The organism is Anaerocolumna jejuensis DSM 15929, from assembly GCF_900142215.1.
In the GTDB taxonomy this organism is placed as follows: Bacteria; Bacillota; Clostridia; order Lachnospirales; family Lachnospiraceae; genus Anaerocolumna; species Anaerocolumna jejuensis.
Genome location: NZ_FRAC01000012.1, coordinates 233,762 through 250,483 on the forward strand (window position 1 = coordinate 233,762; position 16,722 = coordinate 250,483).

The window sequence follows — 16,722 nt, forward strand, 5'->3', positions numbered from 1 at the left end:
CTAAATTGTAAAATGGCTGATTTCTGCCTTAAGAGACAGGCAGCTTGTATCTGCTGAGGTTATGAGCTGCTCAACTTCTCCTGATTTTGTATTGACTTCACCTATCCTTACCGCAATATCACCGGTTCCGGAGGCTCCCTCAGCGGCAGCCAGGGAGACATGGTTTACCGTTACCAATATATTTTGGATGGAAGCCAGAAGTTCCTCTGCGGTAGCACTAAAATCAGTTATCAGGCTGTCCATATAAACGGAATCTTCATTGTAATCCCGGGCTATCAGGAGGAAGTTGTCCAAGCTGCTGTTAATGTCATCGGAAACGAAATCCAGAAGCTCACCGGCACTAGAAGCTAAATAATTAACAGCGGCCGTTACCTTGGAGGTTATGCCCTGTATTTGTTCCACCATAGAGGTGGACTGTTCCGCCAGATTTCGGATTTCATCTGCCACAACGGAAAAGCCCTTTCCGGCTTCCCCAGCCCTGGCAGCTTCTATGGCGGCATTTAATGCCAATAAATTGGTCTGGGAGGTTATATTCATGATGGAATGGGACAGTATATCAATTTGCTCCACGATTTTAGCCTGCTCCACGGCGGTTTTTAAGTGTTCGCTGATTTCCGTTGAAATCTGCTGAATCTTCTGCTGGGAAGATTGGGCAGTTTCTTTTGTACCGGCAGCCCGTTTGCTGATTTCAATGACCTTCTGGCTGCCCTCCTGGGATTTTTCCGCTATACTTCTGACAGCAGTTTCAATTTCGATTGAGGTTGCATTGAGCTCCTCGGAGGAGGCGGCAGTTTCCTCCATGCCTGCGGCCAGTTCCTGTGTCGTTGCTGAAACCTCAATTATATTGCTGTTAAGGGCTTTCATATTTTCATTGGTCAGTGCTACGGCAGAAATGATTGCATCTGCTTCCTTTTTCGTATTGTTTATAAGGGTGCCCACAGAACTTTTCATGTGCTCCATGTCCGCAGCCAGAAGCCCGAAATCATCTTTTCGATGGCGCAGCCCGGCAGGCAGAGCAATACTGAAATCGCCTTTGGCGAGCTGTCCCAGATAACCGCTGATGGATTTAAAGCTCCGGTTGATTCTTCCAATTATGTATATACAGGAGATAAGAGAAATCAGAAGTGTAATAAGAATTATAATACCGTTATACAGCATAGCGGCTTCCACCTTTTTCTTTTGTTCCAAAGAAGAAGCTTTAATTATTTCATCAATATAGTCGGTGTAATTTCCGGTTCCGATTACCCAGGAAAAGGGCTCAAAGGCCTGGCTGTAGCTGCGTTTCGGCTTTGCATTCGTTTCACCGGCCTTAGGAAACCAATAATCGGTATATCCGCCCCCATCCTTACCGGCCTGTATAATTGCCTTCATATAGGCAAATCCCTTATCATCCAGTTTATCGATGCGGTTGGTTCCCTCTGTTTCATTCCCCAGAAGAACGACATTTGTACCATCATAGGTGTCAGCCCAGAAATAACCGTTCTCGCCATAGGACATTTTCCTTAAGATATCAGCACCTATGGTTTTAGCCTCATCCAGAGTATAGCTGCCATTCTGGTATTTGGCATAGACCTCATTCAGCATGGAAACAGCGGTCTGCACCTGTTCTTTTATATTATTGTCATAATCAGAACGGATGCTGCTTTCTAATACCCTGAGGTTATCATTCAGGGTTTCACGCTGGTTAATAAGAGAAATGACCCCTATCAGGATAGTAGCTAGTACCAGAATGGTGGAAAATATTGTGATTTGTACACTTACCTTTAAATCTTTAAGCTTCATATATAACCCTCCCAATTAGTAAATTATAGAAATTGTACTTAATTTAATTCTACCTCATTTCTTAAAAAATTACAATATCGTAATAAATTCGACAATATATGTAACATTTGGCACTGTTAAAAAAAGAAAAACTGGAGATTGATTACATGCCAGATATGACTTAATATAGTCATAATGAAAAAGCAAAAGGGAGGAAAATGAAAATGCAGAAAAGAGTTGCCGCAATACATGATATATCCTGTTTCGGGAGGTGTTCCCTTACCGTTGCGCTCCCCATCCTTTCGGCGGCAGGAATTGAGACCAGCATAATACCAACGGCTGTACTTTCCACTCATACGGGAGGGTTTACAGGATATACTTTTAAAGACCTGACAGAGGATATTCTGCCGATTGCTGAACATTGGAAATCCCTTGGATTAACCTTTGAAGCAATTTATACCGGCTATCTGGGTTCCTATTCCCAGCTTGAAATCGTTTCTCATATTTTTGATATGTTTAAAGAAAAGGATTCCATGATTCTGGTCGATCCCGTCATGGGAGATAACGGAAGGCTTTATACGGCATTTGATGAGGAGTTTCCAAAAGGCATGGTAAAGCTTTGTGAAAAAGCGGATGTTATAGTGCCGAACATTACAGAGGCTGCTCTTCTTTTGGGAGAAGACTACAGGGAAGGACCCTATACAACAGAATATATAGAAGGACTTTTTACCCGGCTGTCCGGCTGCGGTGCCAAAAAAATTGTCCTTACCGGAGTGTATTTACAGGAAGGGCAGATGGGGGCAGCCGCATATGACTGCAGCAGGAAGGATGTAAGCTATTACTTTAGAGAAAAAATTCCCGGAATGTATCATGGCACCGGGGATGTATTTTCCAGTGTACTGCTTTCAGGGCTGTTAAATGACCAGTCTATGGAGGAAGCATTAAAGCTGGCGGTCGATTTTACAACGGGCGCCATTAAAAGGACCTATGACGATAAAACGGATAACAGATATGGTGTAAACTTTGAACAGGGGCTTGTAGACCTTGCCAGGATAGGTTCCGTTCACAGGAATTCCTGAAATCACGTATGGATGGCCGGTTTCTTACATAAACTGTAGGAAAAGAACAAAGGTGAAGGGCATATATGAGACAGGAAGGCTATATTGTTCTTATTAATGAAACGGATTATGACTGGATTATGGCCCGTAATTTTAAACTCAGGATGAAACAGTTCTGCTTCCCGGAATGTATAAGAGGACAGTCCGAAGCCGTTGCTTATCTGGAATGGGAGGACGTGGAAAATTTCTGTGAAGAGAACCTTGCGGCAGCGGTATGCTATGAGCTGTCAGGAACCGAGAGTTCCTTTACCCTTCTGGCCTATGAGTATGGGAATGAGAAGGATTTAAGGGTTTATTTTGAAAAGATGTCTGCAAGGGGTTTAAAGGATAAGGAAACTACCTCTCTTGGATGGGTGAACGGAGGAACCTTAAGGCTTATACTCTCAAAACCGGAAGATGGGGAATTACATAGATTGGAAATATATCCGGATTATTCGGAGGGCTTTCAGGCTGCCGGTAAGAAGGAGCATAAGGAAAATATTATAAAGACTTCGGTGTCCTGGAACGGGTCTTTTTACGGAGTGGGAAGCATTGATAACCTATGCCTCTTTGATAGCTGTTATTGGGAGGAATGTGAAATTATCCTGAAAGGGTATCCCGGAGAATATATCAGGTGCTCTCTTACGCTGGTAATTGGCGGAGAGCTTACCAGTAAAAGCTTTTTAAAGGATATTTATCTGAACGGAGCAGAAGAAAAGCATCTGACAGTACACATCGGACAACAGACTACTTTAATTCTGGCAGGAACAGCGGAAAACCTTAATGGAGCACAAGCCAGGGCAGACATTACATTGACAGGAATATGCAAGGAAAACAGTCAGGTAAATGGGTAAGGAAGGAAAAGAGGTTATGATGCAGGACAGCAGGAACGCGATGGCTATGCTAGCTGCCTCCAAACTGGCATACCACATTAAGGACGGTAAACTGCCGGCAAGCTGCCGTTACAGGATTGACGAATGGATTGGAGGGGTACCCTTTAACTGGTATCACAGAGCGGGTTTTACAGAGGAAGTCTATACTTTTACTGCAGGTATTGAAAGCATACATGCCGGTTTAATGGGGATTTCAAAGGATAAGCTTATAATTGCTCTTCGCGGTACGGATGGAAATGATACCCTTCAGGGGAGTATTCTGGACTGGTTAAATAATTTCCTTGCCATACAGGTTCCCTTCCCTTACGGACCGGGTAATGTGCATGAGGGATTTTTAAATGCTGCCCAAAGCCTTCAGGAAGATATGGTGCCGAAGGCAGAAGAGCTATATAGCAGCTTGGAAAAGAAATATGAGAATCCGGAAATTATCCTGACCGGACACAGCAAAGGCGGAGCCGTAGCAATGATAATGGCAGCCATTCTGTCGGAAATCCAGGAGGGAAAATATAGAGATAAGCTTACAGTCTGTACCTTCGGAGCTCCCAGGGCTGGAGATAAAATATTTGCGGAGAATTATAGCCGCCCGGACTATTTTCGCTATGAAGCATTTTTAGATATCGTCTGCCATCTGCCTTTCACCTTACAGGAAATGGAGCTGCTCAAGCGCCTGGGGCCTGTTCAGGAATTGTTTGGGGAATGCTTGAAATTAAGGCCTTATAAAGCTGTTGGAACGGGAATCTGCATCTATAACAGCAAGGATAATTTCGGAAAATACCCTCCTGACGGAAGAAATGCCAGCGGTGAGACCTTGAATTCCTTTTGCGCTGTTGAGCAGGTCGTGCGCTACGGAGCCTTTCAGATATTTGAGGGGAGCCACGAAAAGGACTACTATCTGCTTGACAAATCCATTCAATTCCATTAAAGTATTCCTTGTGAAAACCCTCGGCAAAGGGTAGGTTTGCTAGAATACAGGATTTTATCTTTCGGTGTATGAAATGCAGTTTGACGGCAATATGCCAAGGTGCAGGGATACATCGAAATTTTTATTAAAGGTCAAAAAACTTGGAAGAAAGGATATACTTAAAATGAAGATTTCCACCGTGAAAGGCACCAATGATTATTTACCCAGGGAAGCAGCCCTGAGAGATTATTTAATGGATGAAATATTAAGGACTTACCAATCCTGCGGCTTTCAAAGAATTATGACGCCGGTTATCGAGGATATTGAGAATTTGGATAAAAGTGAGGGCGGAGAGAATCTGAACCTGATTTTTAAGGTGTTGAAGCGGGGAGACAAATTAGAAAAGGCCTTGGAAGCAAAGGATGAAAAAGAACTGTGCGACATGGGCCTTCGTTATGATTTGACACTTCCTCTCAGCAGATATTATGCCAATAACAGGGATAAACTCTTATCCCCCTTCAAATGTATCCAGATTGACAGGGTATACCGCGCGGAACGCCCTCAGAAAGGCCGTTTAAGGGAATTCTATCAATGTGATATTGACATAATCGGAACCACCTCCCTGACAGCGGAGGTAGAGTTAATCACTACCACAGCTCAGGCCCTTAAGAACATCGGAGTTGGTGATTTTAAGGTTAAGATTAATAATAGAAAGCTCTTAAAGGCAATTCTTTTAAAGGCAGGCTTTCAGGCAGAGGAACTGGACAGCGTCTGTATTTCCATTGATAAGCTGGATAAGGTTGGTCTGGATGGCGTTAAGGAAGAATTAGGTGCAAAGGAATTTCAGGCAGAAAGCATTGAAAAGCTGTCCGGAATATTAGCCACCAAGCCTTTTACCCTGGAGGAAGCAGAAAAGCTTTGCCCCGAAGAGGAGAGTGTAAAGGAAATAAGGTTTATACTGGACTCTGTAAAGGCATTAAACAGTGAATTTAATATAGAGTATGACATTACCCTTATCAGAGGGCAGGGCTACTATACCGGTACGGTATTTGAGGTCGAGAGCACAAAATTCCGCGGAGCGATTGCAGGAGGCGGAAGGTATGATAACCTCATTGGTAAATTCCTGAATGAATCAGTTCCCGCAGTGGGATTTTCCATTGGTTTTGAGCGGATATTTGGTATTTTAACCGACGTTGGTTTTCAGATACCGGACAGAAAGAAGCAAATTGCAGTTCTCTATGAGGAAAAGGATTTTCTTGGTGCCATGGAGTATGCAAATGGCCTGCGTAAGACTTATAATGCAGCCATGTATGTGAAACCGAAAAAGACCGGTAAGTTTATAGACAGGCTGCAGGAACAGGGCTGTGATGGATTTTATATTTATGGGCAGTCGGAAGAAATTCAGTTCTTATAGTCAGCAGATAATCAGAAACGGAGTATGGTTTGAAATAAGATTATATTCAGACGTGTAACATAAATAGAAGCAGGATACAATTTTGTAAAACTTTATTTAAAAGCAGTAATTTATAATAGAATGCTGAAATTTTTACTATAACAGATAGTATAAATTTCAGCATTTTTTTATTATCATAAAATAACTTTGTTCCGGCCTTCCTTTTTTGCCTGATACAGCTTACGGTCCAATAATTCGATCACTTCATTTACAGTGTGGACATTACTGCTTTTATGTACGGTTAATAACCCCAGGCTGCAGGTAATCTTTATAACGGGATTTACAGAGTAAAATGTTTTTTCTTCCACTGCGAGACGTATTCGATTCGCTATTTTTATGGAGGACTTACGGCTGATCCCTGGGAGGCAAAGGAGAAATTCATCCCCTCCATACCGTGCTGCCCAGCCGTTCTTACGCCAGAGGATCTGCAGAAAGGTGCTTGCGATTTCTTTTAATATTAAATCTCCAATAATATGCCCGTAATGGTCATTAATTTCTTTAAAATAATCGATATCTATATAGATAAGAGATAATGGATTATTGCTCTGATATGTTTTTTCCAAATCCTTTGGCAGTTGTTCATCTATAAATCTGCGGTTATATAAGTTGGTCAGGGAATCGGTAATAATAAGCTCCTGCATGGAATGAAGCACATCATCACCATATTCCTTTTTGTTGCGCTGAATAAGTTCAAGGCGGCAGGGTTGCCCATTAATTGACAGGGGTATATAAATTTCAAGTGTGTCCTTCTGCTTTGGTATACAGAAAGCGGCTTCCTGGAAGAAGAGCGTTGTTTCGGCAGCTTCCTTTAAACCATTTGACTTTTTGTTTTCATAAAGAATACGGTTATACCCGGTATCATAAATACGAATAGTAGAATAAAAATTATGAAGCATCTGGAGGGATGCTATGGCTTGATTCAGGTTTTTATAATTCATGTTATTTCTCCAATGCCAGTATCATGAAGGGAATAATACTCGAAATAGGTAAATGCCAAGAAAATATGATTATTTTAATGGAAAAAAGTATTTATCTCGTATATAGCAAGATTATAACATATAATATTGGATTATTACAAGTATAATAGCGTATATATTTGGAGTAATTACCTCATATTATTTATTATGATATGTTTGGAGGTGATTATGGTGTCAACATATGATAAATTTGTAAGGGACCGGATAACACAGCTTAGATTGCTGAAAGGTATATCAGAATACCAATTAAGCTATGATCTGGGCCACAGCAGAAGTTATATTTACAATATTACTTCTGGTAAATCGCTTCCGCCTTTAATAGAACTATTTTCGATTTGTGAATATTTTAATATAACACCGGCAGAGTTCTTTGATGATAAACTGCCAAATCCGGAACTGGTCCACAAAGCTGTGGAGGAGTTCAAAATGCTGGACGACAGAGATATGCTTATGATTTTAAGCCTGATTAACCGATTGACTAAAAAATGAAAAACTGATAGTAGCAGCATGGCCGTTTTCAGCCATGCTGTTTTTTTATTTCTATATGAAGCAGCGTCCTTCTTCCATAGAGTATCATTTTGTACAGAATTTATCATAAATTTTTAACATTTATTTTAGAGTAATTTTTTTGACTTAAAATTATGCATTCTGTATAATGGCATGAATACAGCAGGATACTTAAAATAGAAGGAGGAAGAGAAATTTGTTGGAATTAGTTGATATAAAAAGATCTTATAATGTCGGGGGCATTGAGACAAAAGCCCTTGATGGAGTAAGTGTTGCTTTCAGGCAGAAGGAATTTGTTGCTATTCTTGGCTCCAGCGGTTCAGGTAAGACCACATGCCTGAATATTATAGGAGGCCTTGACCGTTACGATTCGGGAGAGCTGATCATTAAGGGAAAAAAGACTGCGGATTTTACAGATAGAGATTGGGATGCTTACCGGAACAATTCTATTGGCTTTGTATTCCAAAGCTATAATCTGATTATGCATCTCAGCATAGTTGCAAACGTGGAGCTTGGTATGACCTTAAGCGGCGTAACGGCAGAGGAAAAGCATAGAAAGGCACTTGAGGTACTGGAAAAGGTGGGACTGAAGGAGCATCTTCACAAGAAGCCCAACCAGTTATCCGGCGGCCAGATGCAGCGCGTTGCCATAGCCAGGGCCCTGGCAAATAACCCGGAAATCCTCCTGTGTGATGAGCCAACGGGAGCCTTGGACAGTAACACCAGTATACAGATTATGGAGCTTATTAAGGAAGTAGCCAAAGAACGCCTGGTTATCATGGTAACTCATAATCCGGAGCTTGCCCAAAGCTATGCGGACCGTATTATCCGTTTTCAGGACGGGAAAATCATATCCGACAGCCATCCCCATGTTGAAAGGCCAAAAGCAGATGAATTCAAGCTCAAGAAAACAAGCATGAGCTTCTTAACTGCCCTTCGCCTTTCCTTTAACAATATCCGTACAAAGAAAGGCAGGACAATCCTTACAGCCTTTGCCTCCAGTATTGGTATTATTGGTATCGCAGTTATTTTAAGCCTATCCTCGGGCTTCCAGACGCAGATTGATAATTTTCAAAGGGATGCCATGGCGGAATTTCCCATCATTATTTCCCAATCTGCTACAACGGTCGATGCCGAAAGCATGAAGAATATGAGAAAGGACATGACAAATCAGAACGATGGCTCCTTTGCATCTACGGACAAGGTAAAGCTTTATGACCCTGCGGACACACAGATTACCCACCGAAATATTTTTACCCAGGATTATCTTGATTACCTGAATAAGATAGACCCTGAAATTTGCAGCAGTATTGGGTATTCCAGGCTGGTATCCATGAATATGGTCCGTAAAGTAGAAGATAAGGTGATTCCGGTTACCTTAAGCAGCCAGAGCAGCACTTCCGGCACTTCCGGAAATGGACAGTCAGGCGCTTTGACAGGTTCCATTGGATTGTCCTCTTATCCTAAGCAGTTAAAGACAGAGGAAGAGTCCTACCTGACGAAAAATTACGACCTTATGGCAGGAGAATATCCTGTGAAGTCAACGGACCTGGTTCTTGTCATAGATGAGAAAAACAGGCTGGACTATAACATCCTTCAGAAGCTGGGCTTTGATACGGATGGAAAGGATAGCATCAATTTAAGTGATATTGTCGGTACGGAATTCAAGATTGTTCCCAATGATGTTTACTATTTGCCAACACAGGCAGGAACTTATCTGCCCGGCAATGACTATCAGGCAATGTATGATTCAAAGGATGACATAACAGTAAAGATTACAGGCGTTGTACGCCAGAAAGAGGATGTGGCAATGGCACTTCTTCTTCCGGGCATTGCCTACAGTGACGAATTATCGGAAATGGTTATAGATAGTGCTCAGGATTCTGCTATTGTAAAAGCTCAGGAAAAGAGTGATAAGAATATCATCACCAATGAAGAACTGACGGAGGATTCCAAGGAATCATTCCTGGCCTATCTGGGAGGAAGCGCAACACCATATGTTATCATGGTCTATCCTTACAATTTTGATGCCAAGGATGCCGTAACGGATTATCTGGATACGTATAATGAAGGGAAAGCTTCCAAGGACCAGGTGGTCTATACGGACCTTGCAGACACTATGTCAAGCCTGACCAGCGGCATTATGGACGGTATTACAATTGTATTAATTGCATTTGCCGGTATCTCCCTGGTTGTAAGCCTTATTATGATATCGATCATAACCTATACCTCTGTTTTGGAGAGAACCAAGGAAATCGGTATTTTAAGGGCGTTAGGAGCCAGAAAGAAAGATATTACCCGCGTGTTTGATGCCGAGACGGCCATACTTGGGGTATTTTCAGGAATACTTGGTGTTATACTGGCATGGCTTGCGACATTTCCTATTAATACAATACTCTATAAAATGACGGAGCTTACCGATGTAGCACATCTTCAGATAGAGCATGCGGTGATTCTGGTCGTTATCAGTACGGTACTGACAGTTTTGGGCGGTCATATTCCGGCCAGAATGGCTTCCAGAAAGAATGCAATAGAAGCACTTAGAACAGAATAAAAAGAGATATAACAGAAGAAAGGTGAAAATAATCAGGAATAGCAAAAGCAGCGGTGAACCACATAGGTGTGCCGCTGCTTTTCCGTATAAGCATATATTTTTTAATTAATTCTGCCAGATACTGTTGTCAATTTTATTGTCAAATAATTTACTTCCGATGCTGTTGCTGTCCAGGTAAATAGAATACTTCATAGAATTTGTAACAGTATTTGTTTCTATGAGGCTGTTATTGGCATTGACATAGATACCATAACGGCTGGTGTAACTGATATAATTATTCTTCAATGAAAAGGCATTGTCAATGTCCTTGATACCCTGAATATGGATGCCATCCTTGACAGTACTGTTGGCATCATTACCATAGATTTCATTCTGACTGATATCAGCAGAGTTGGTATCATAGGCATATATTCCATTAACAGAGTAACCGGAGATATAGTTGCCATATATATTGGCATTATCGCTGTTAGTGTAGGCTGCGATAGCATTTCCGCCACTGGAATAGAGCATATTGCTGGTAATGCTGCAGGAACTGCTGGCATTGGAAAGATAGATTCCATTTTTGGCCGGATTGGTTATGGTATTCTTATTTATTACAGCATTATTTGAATTCAGTAATCCGATTCCTCCGGCACTTCCGCCAGCTGAACCGAGATTTTCGAGAGTATTATTCTGGACGGTCGCAGTATCACAGCCATTGATCATATAAATGCCGGTGCTGACCGTATCTGAGATAGTATTGTCCAGGATATTGCTGCCGGGAGCCTTTTCCATGAAGACACCATAGCGCTTGATGTTTTTCATGGTGTTATTTACGATTGTAATTCCGTTAATAGGCCGTTGGTAATTTCCTATTACCCGGATTCCATCACCCCAGCTTGTAATAACGGAGGAGGTGGATTTTGTGGTATCACTGATCGTGTTGTCAGTTATTTTAATATTATAATTCTCCGGCAGAGGCTCTTTTACAGTTGTGCTTAAGGCCTCCAGATAGTGGTTGGATTCATTGCTGATATAGGTATAGGCTAGGATTCCAACCCCAACTCTGTATATATTATTTTTGCTGATCTCCAGATTTTCATAGTTATACGCTTTAATACCGGCTTCTGTCAGATCATGAAGGGTATTTCCTGTAATTGTTATATTCTTATGGAAGACACCTTTAATTGAAGTATGGGAACCGATTGCCCTGGGATAGTCATAAATTTCATTTCCGCGTATTACAACACCGTCACAGGGAAGGTCATCATATTTAATAATTTTTGACTGGTTGGAAGGTACGACAACACTGTCATGTACGATATCCAACTGGATAGCTTCCTTTGGCTTCTCACCGTCATAGCCATGGAGCTTGCAATTTTCAATAAGCCCATTCTTAATTCCTGCAAAGGTAATCAGATGGCTGTTGACAGGTACATTGCATATTTCGGCATTCTTAACGGTTACATTTGTAGCATGAATAAAGCGGAAGGCTTCGGTGCCCTTGAATTTATCTGCGATAGGAGAAGAATCCCAGACCCCGCCCATAATGGTAATATTTTCAGAGGTAGTATAACCGCCCTGGTCATTGCTTAAATCATTGGCAATAAAAGAGCCTTTTTGATGGTTTTTATATATCGTGGCTTCTGTATCGGCTATTATGGTTGTATTGCTGTATATCCTTAGCTCTTTTGTAAGAATATAGCTGCCAGCCGGAATATGTATTGTAAGCTTGTATTTGCCATCTTTATTATAGTCAAGAAGATTCTGCAGTTCAGCAGATGTATAACCTGGAGCGGCGCTGACCTCTTTTTCTACCAGAGACTTAGCAGCAGTTTGCTGAGCAGAGCTATAAATAAGATCTGAACCGGGATTTGCCAGGACATTAAGTTCAGGCGGGGTGACGAGTGTCAATAGTGCAACAGAGGATAAAACTAAAACATAATTCTTTTTCATATCAAAAACCCTTTCATTATGGCTGCTTCATACCGTAGTTTCTAATCTGCCGTAACAGTCACTTTTACTTTGTATATCAGATATTCTATAAGTGTATCCCATATACTTGGAATTGTAAATAATACGTAGCGAAATTTAAAGAAATTGTAATCTTTTATACAAATAAAAACAGCAGCAATAGTAGCAAAGTACTATTAGCTGCTGTTTATTGTCGGGAACTTAAATATTTTTCATTATTTCTGCTTCTTTACAGGTAACTTCTTTTCTTTATGTTTCTGCCACATAACCCAAAGAGGACCTGCAATACAGATAGTGGAATAGCATCCGCTCACAGAGCCAATAGCCATAGGAAGCGCAAAGCTTTCAATGGAATCAATGCTGTTAAATCTTGCCATAATATATACTATGGTTACACTTAAGCATACGGCAATGTTAGTATTTATAGATCTTGTGATAGACTGTGATATGGAAAGGTCGGTAAGGGTATCAACCGCTATCTTAGGATGAAGATCGTGGTTCTCACGTATACGGTCATAAATAACGATGGTATCGTTTACGGAGTAACCAATAATACTTAGGGCAACAGCCACGAAGGAATCACCGATGGGAATCTTGAATACCACACAGGTAAAGAATACGACTAAAATATCGTGAATTAAAGCTACGATAGCCATAAGACCGGCAGAGAGGCCGCCGATTTTCTTAAAACGTATCCATACGTAAACCATTACCAGGCAGAAGGATAGGACAATGGCAATAATACCATTAGTCAGGAATTTATGACCGAAAAAGGGTTCAACCATGGAAGATTCCGCTAAATCCAGGGAGTTTCCAGAGAATTTTGCCTTTAGCGCATCGTCGAATTTAACCTGCTCCTTGGCATCCATACCATAGTTACCGGCAATGTTAAGAACCAACCGCTTATCACCGGTTTTCATATCTTCCGTTATCTGGGTGGTTACGGGTCTTCCAAGAATATCGGTAGCTGCATCCCCTACATCATCCGCTTTAATATCTCCGGTATAAGTATATTTCAGTAAGGCACCGCCCTTGAACTGAATATCTAACTGTACCCCGAATAGTTTCACATTGATAAGGCCAAACAGCATAATTGCCAGTGAAATGGCAAAAAAGATAAAGCGTTTATTATAAAAATGCAGAATTTTACTGCTGCTTGGAGTAATAGATAAAGCTGAATTCATGTTCTTTTCGTTACTCATAGTGTTCTCCTCCTTGAAAAGCAAGTATAAAGGGAAGGCTTGCGTAATGCATCGAACTCACTTAAGGAGCGTATCATAAGCCTGGATGCCGTAACACCTGCTACGAAGTTAAAGAATATACCGGTAAGCAGTGTGTAAGCAAAGGATAGCAATGCACCGGAGCCAAATATCATAAGGATTACACCAACGATTAACACGGTAATATTACCATCAAATACAGAGGAGAAAGCACCCTTAAAACCGGAAGCGATAGCAGAGCGTACAGTCTTACCGGATTTGATTTCTTCACTGATACGTTCAGAGATAATAACGTTAGCATCTACACCCATACCGATGGAAAGGATAACACCGGCAATACCGGGAAGTGTCAAGGTCATCTGAGGAATGGAAAGAGCAAGTATCTGTCCAGTTGTCTGGATTAACAGGGAAATACATGCTACACAGCCAGGTACTCTGTAATATAACATAAGGAGTACACAGATGATTGAGAAGGCAAGGATACCTGCATCAAGCATAACATCCAATGCACCGGAACCAAGAGTCGGGCTTATGGTATTATGGTTCTTTGTAACTAATGAGAAAGGCAGAGCACCTGAATTAATTTTATCGGAGAGCTGCTTTGCAGATTCGTAAGTAAAAGTACCGGATATTTCTGCTTTGCCGCTTGGGATGGCTTCGTTTACGACAGCGGTCTGGATAAGGGTATCATCCATATAAATATTGATATTCTTACCAACAAGCTTTTTCGTAGCATCGGCAAAGAGCTGTGTGCCTTTTTCATCGAAGGTAAGGCTTACGACATATTTATTCGTCTGTTTATTCATTTCAGGGGAGCTGTTACTGACATGGGAGCCTTCTACCAATACATTACCGGCATCATCTTTAAAGGTCAAAAGAGCGGTTTCACCTAACTCGGCAATTGCATTGTCCGGATCAAAATTCTTTTCACCGGATTTCCAGGGGAAACGTACGATAATGTATCCATTTTCTTTGTCAATTGTTACATCACGGTCGAGAATGTTCTTATTATCAAGTCTGGTTTCAATAATAGAACGGGCAGCCTCTAATTCTTTGCCGGTAGGCTTACGGTCGAGATTAGCTGGCTGGAAAGCTGCTTCCACACCGCCGCGGATATCAATACCGAAACGGATATCAGGAGCTCCTTTGATTTTAAATGAGCCTATTTGCACACCGAACATTGCAGTGTAAGACATAATTATGGCTACAATTAAAACAATAAAAAATACGGGTTTCTTGTTTTTCATTTCTGAATCCTTTCTTTCTGTATATTTTTCATCATTACTGCATATTTTACGCAGGGTGAATCTGGACTGGATGTTCCCGGACCCAGCCAGCGGAATGAAAATTTAGTAATGCATTCATTCTTTATTCACATTTTTATGATAGACTAAATATAAGTCTTTCTTTAGGTGGCCCGTGCCCCCTAAGGGGCAGGCGTGAATACAGTCTGGGCTTGTCCGATGCAGGAAGCTTTAAAGAAAGAGCTGCCAGGATAACCAGTATAGAAACCGTATCGGTTAAAAAGGCATGGAGCATTCCTGTTATGGTTCCCAGGCGGTATGTAATGAGGCGGTATGGAACCTTTAGAAACAAATTTGCATAGTTTTCTTCTAAAGGCATTGAGGGTAGATGGTAATAGAATACATAGGGGCTATTGATTGGTAAATTGTTTGTATTGGTAAGCGTATTGCTGCTGTTTGCTGCATTGTTTACGGTATAAAAACAATCGGAAAAGGAAGAATAGGTTATAATAAGAGTAATGATCAATATGGCTTGTCTAACGTTTTTGCGCGTATTTTTCATTAACAACCCCTCCGTTTCCAAAATTTTACGTCCTGTTTAACACATGACGCCACTATTATAAAATACCACAAATTGAACCATTTGTATATTAATTTTTGTAGGATTTCATAAAAGATGATATCCAATCACCCGGTGGTTATTCAGAAAAAGAGTTATGAGGCAGGGCCGTAACGGAGGCTGGATTAAGGGCTGTACCGCAAGCCTGTTTACGGTATGTATGGGGAAAGAAAATTTGTGCCTGAGGTCAGGAACTGCAGGTACCGGAAAGGGTATGGTTATTACGGTGAAAGAATTGGATTTTAATGCTGAGGATTTAATCCTTCATAAGGTATTGTGGCTAATACGCATAGGAGATTACAAAAAATTAGATGCTTATATACAACATAATCAGACCAGCTGCTTCTGGCATAGTGTAGCGGTTGCCTATTACAGTGTGAGAATGGCCAGATTTCTGCACCTTAAATGCAACTATGAGTGTTTGGCAGTGGGTGCGTTACTCCATGATTATGTATTTTATGACTGGCATGAGAAGGATAAGAGCCATCGGTTCCATGGATTAAGACACCCGAAAACAGCATGGCATAATGCACTAAAAATCAAGAATCTTGATAAGCTGGAGGATGATATCATAAGAAAGCATATGTTTCCGCTGACACCTTATCCGCCTGTTTATAAGGAAAGCATTATCGTGTGCCTGGTGGATAAGGCCTGCTCCCTGTATGAAATAACAAACAGGAATGCTTATCAGGGACTAACCAGGAAATATGCCGCCTATTTAATGATTGCATAAATTGCGGTCTTGAATCAAATAGGTCTTGAATCAAATAGGTCTTGAACCAAATAGGTTTTGAACCAAATAGGCCTTGAATCAAATAGGTCCTGAATTAAACAGGTTCTGAACCAAATAGGCTCTGAACCATTTAGGTTTTGAATTGGCAGTGATGGCGGCAGCGGTCTAAAAATAGATGACAGCAATATTAATAAATTAAAAGAACATATTATGAAAGCCGCTGGGAGTTAACCTGATATAAAGAATTCCCGGAGGCTTTTATTATTTTATAGACGGAAGGCTCATCCTGGAAGCCATAAAATAAGAAATGGGGACAGGTAATATCTCAGCCAGAATGATAACGAAGAAAAAAGGGAGACTGGCTGTATGGTAAAATCGATGTCAGGTAAAATTGATGTCAGTGCAAAACTTCTGAAAGATTGAGGACCTGTTACTGTAAGGATGCTCCCGGCAGACTGAGAATACAGCTCCTGACCTGCTTCCAGCTCTGAAAGGTAAATATTTTTCGCACTGATTTATACAATTAAGATAGGCTTGACAGTTGTTATTGTGATAAACTTTAAGAAAAGTTTTTCGCAAAGGAGTATTTTACTGATGACAAGAGCTGAGAGAAGACAATTAAAAAAATCCGAGGGGAATCCTCTGGTTGAATTTTTAAAAGTACAGAAACATTTTTACAAAGACCTCTGGAGTGATTTTGCCGGAGTTCATGACCCAAGACATTCCAGCTACATCGACTACTCAAGTGATGTCATGCTAACTATGCCACTGATGAAAAATATTTGTGATATAAGAAGTATGCAGGAGATG

General features: G+C 41.0%; 14 protein-coding genes. 8 read left to right on the forward strand and 6 right to left on the reverse strand.

The annotated features are described in order from the left end of the window. Positions 1-1,782, reverse strand: a complete 1,782-nt coding sequence (locus tag BUB77_RS13300; RefSeq protein WP_073276662.1) for a methyl-accepting chemotaxis protein — start codon at positions 1,780-1,782, stop codon at positions 1-3. 203 nt (positions 1,783-1,985) lie between these two features. Here BUB77_RS13300 and BUB77_RS13305 point away from each other — a divergent pair, with 203 nt between their 5' ends. From BUB77_RS13305 to hisS, 4 genes are all read left to right on the forward strand, one after another. Next, positions 1,986-2,840 (forward strand): pyridoxamine kinase, encoded by an 855-nt coding sequence (locus BUB77_RS13305; protein ID WP_330392571.1) that lies wholly within the window; start codon positions 1,986-1,988, stop codon positions 2,838-2,840. 65 nt (positions 2,841-2,905) lie between these two features. Further along, positions 2,906-3,712: a hypothetical protein gene (locus tag BUB77_RS13310; RefSeq protein ID WP_073276666.1), complete on the forward strand. Its 807-nt coding sequence runs from the start codon at positions 2,906-2,908 to the stop codon at positions 3,710-3,712. Then, positions 3,705-4,673, forward strand: a complete 969-nt coding sequence (locus tag BUB77_RS13315) for a lipase family protein (protein WP_073276668.1) — start codon at positions 3,705-3,707, stop codon at positions 4,671-4,673. Before BUB77_RS13310 ends, BUB77_RS13315 begins: the two co-directional genes overlap by 8 nt. A 73-nt stretch (positions 4,674-4,746) precedes the next feature. Continuing rightward, complete coding sequence (gene hisS / locus BUB77_RS13320; RefSeq protein WP_242962502.1) at positions 4,747-6,066, forward strand: histidine--tRNA ligase; 1,320 nt, start codon at positions 4,747-4,749, stop codon at positions 6,064-6,066. A 173-nt stretch (positions 6,067-6,239) separates the two neighbouring features. Here hisS and BUB77_RS13325 read toward each other — a convergent pair whose 3' ends face one another. Then, positions 6,240-7,043 (reverse strand): GGDEF domain-containing protein, encoded by an 804-nt coding sequence (locus BUB77_RS13325; RefSeq protein ID WP_073276670.1) that lies wholly within the window; start codon positions 7,041-7,043, stop codon positions 6,240-6,242. A gap of 207 nt (positions 7,044-7,250) precedes the next feature. Here BUB77_RS13325 and BUB77_RS13330 point away from each other — a divergent pair, with 207 nt between their 5' ends. Then, positions 7,251-7,571, forward strand: a complete 321-nt coding sequence (locus tag BUB77_RS13330) for a helix-turn-helix domain-containing protein (RefSeq protein ID WP_073276672.1) — start codon at positions 7,251-7,253, stop codon at positions 7,569-7,571. 214 nt (positions 7,572-7,785) lie between these two features. Beyond that, on the forward strand, positions 7,786-10,143 hold the full coding sequence (locus BUB77_RS13335) for an ABC transporter ATP-binding protein/permease (protein ID WP_073276673.1): 2,358 nt from the start codon (positions 7,786-7,788) through the stop codon (positions 10,141-10,143). Between the two features lie 105 nt (positions 10,144-10,248). Here the strand turns inward: BUB77_RS13335 and BUB77_RS13340 are convergent, their stop codons facing one another. The 4 genes from BUB77_RS13340 to BUB77_RS13355 all read right to left on the reverse strand — a co-directional run bounded on the left by BUB77_RS13340 (position 10,249) and on the right by BUB77_RS13355 (position 15,122). After that, complete coding sequence (locus BUB77_RS13340; RefSeq protein WP_073276675.1) at positions 10,249-12,078, reverse strand: right-handed parallel beta-helix repeat-containing protein; 1,830 nt, start codon at positions 12,076-12,078, stop codon at positions 10,249-10,251. A gap of 233 nt (positions 12,079-12,311) precedes the next feature. Continuing rightward, the gene (gene secF, locus BUB77_RS30450) at positions 12,312-13,298 is read right to left on the reverse strand and encodes a protein translocase subunit SecF (protein ID WP_242962498.1); all 987 of its coding nucleotides are present in this window, start codon (positions 13,296-13,298) and stop codon (positions 12,312-12,314) included. After that, on the reverse strand, positions 13,295-14,563 hold the full coding sequence (gene secD, locus BUB77_RS30455; RefSeq protein WP_073276677.1) for a protein translocase subunit SecD: 1,269 nt from the start codon (positions 14,561-14,563) through the stop codon (positions 13,295-13,297). The genes secF and secD overlap by 4 nt, the downstream gene beginning before the upstream one ends. Positions 14,564-14,696: 133 nt before the next feature. Beyond that, positions 14,697-15,122 (reverse strand): hypothetical protein, encoded by a 426-nt coding sequence (locus BUB77_RS13355; protein WP_073276679.1) that lies wholly within the window; start codon positions 15,120-15,122, stop codon positions 14,697-14,699. 154 nt (positions 15,123-15,276) lie between these two features. Here BUB77_RS13355 and BUB77_RS13360 point away from each other — a divergent pair, with 154 nt between their 5' ends. Both BUB77_RS13360 and BUB77_RS13365 read left to right on the forward strand, forming a co-directional pair. Then, positions 15,277-15,912, forward strand: a complete 636-nt coding sequence (locus tag BUB77_RS13360) for an HD domain-containing protein (RefSeq protein ID WP_073276681.1) — start codon at positions 15,277-15,279, stop codon at positions 15,910-15,912. Positions 15,913-16,506: 594 nt separating this feature from the next. Then, the coding region (locus tag BUB77_RS13365; RefSeq protein ID WP_139241176.1) for a transposase family protein at positions 16,507-16,722 on the forward strand (216 nt) is incomplete at its 3' end.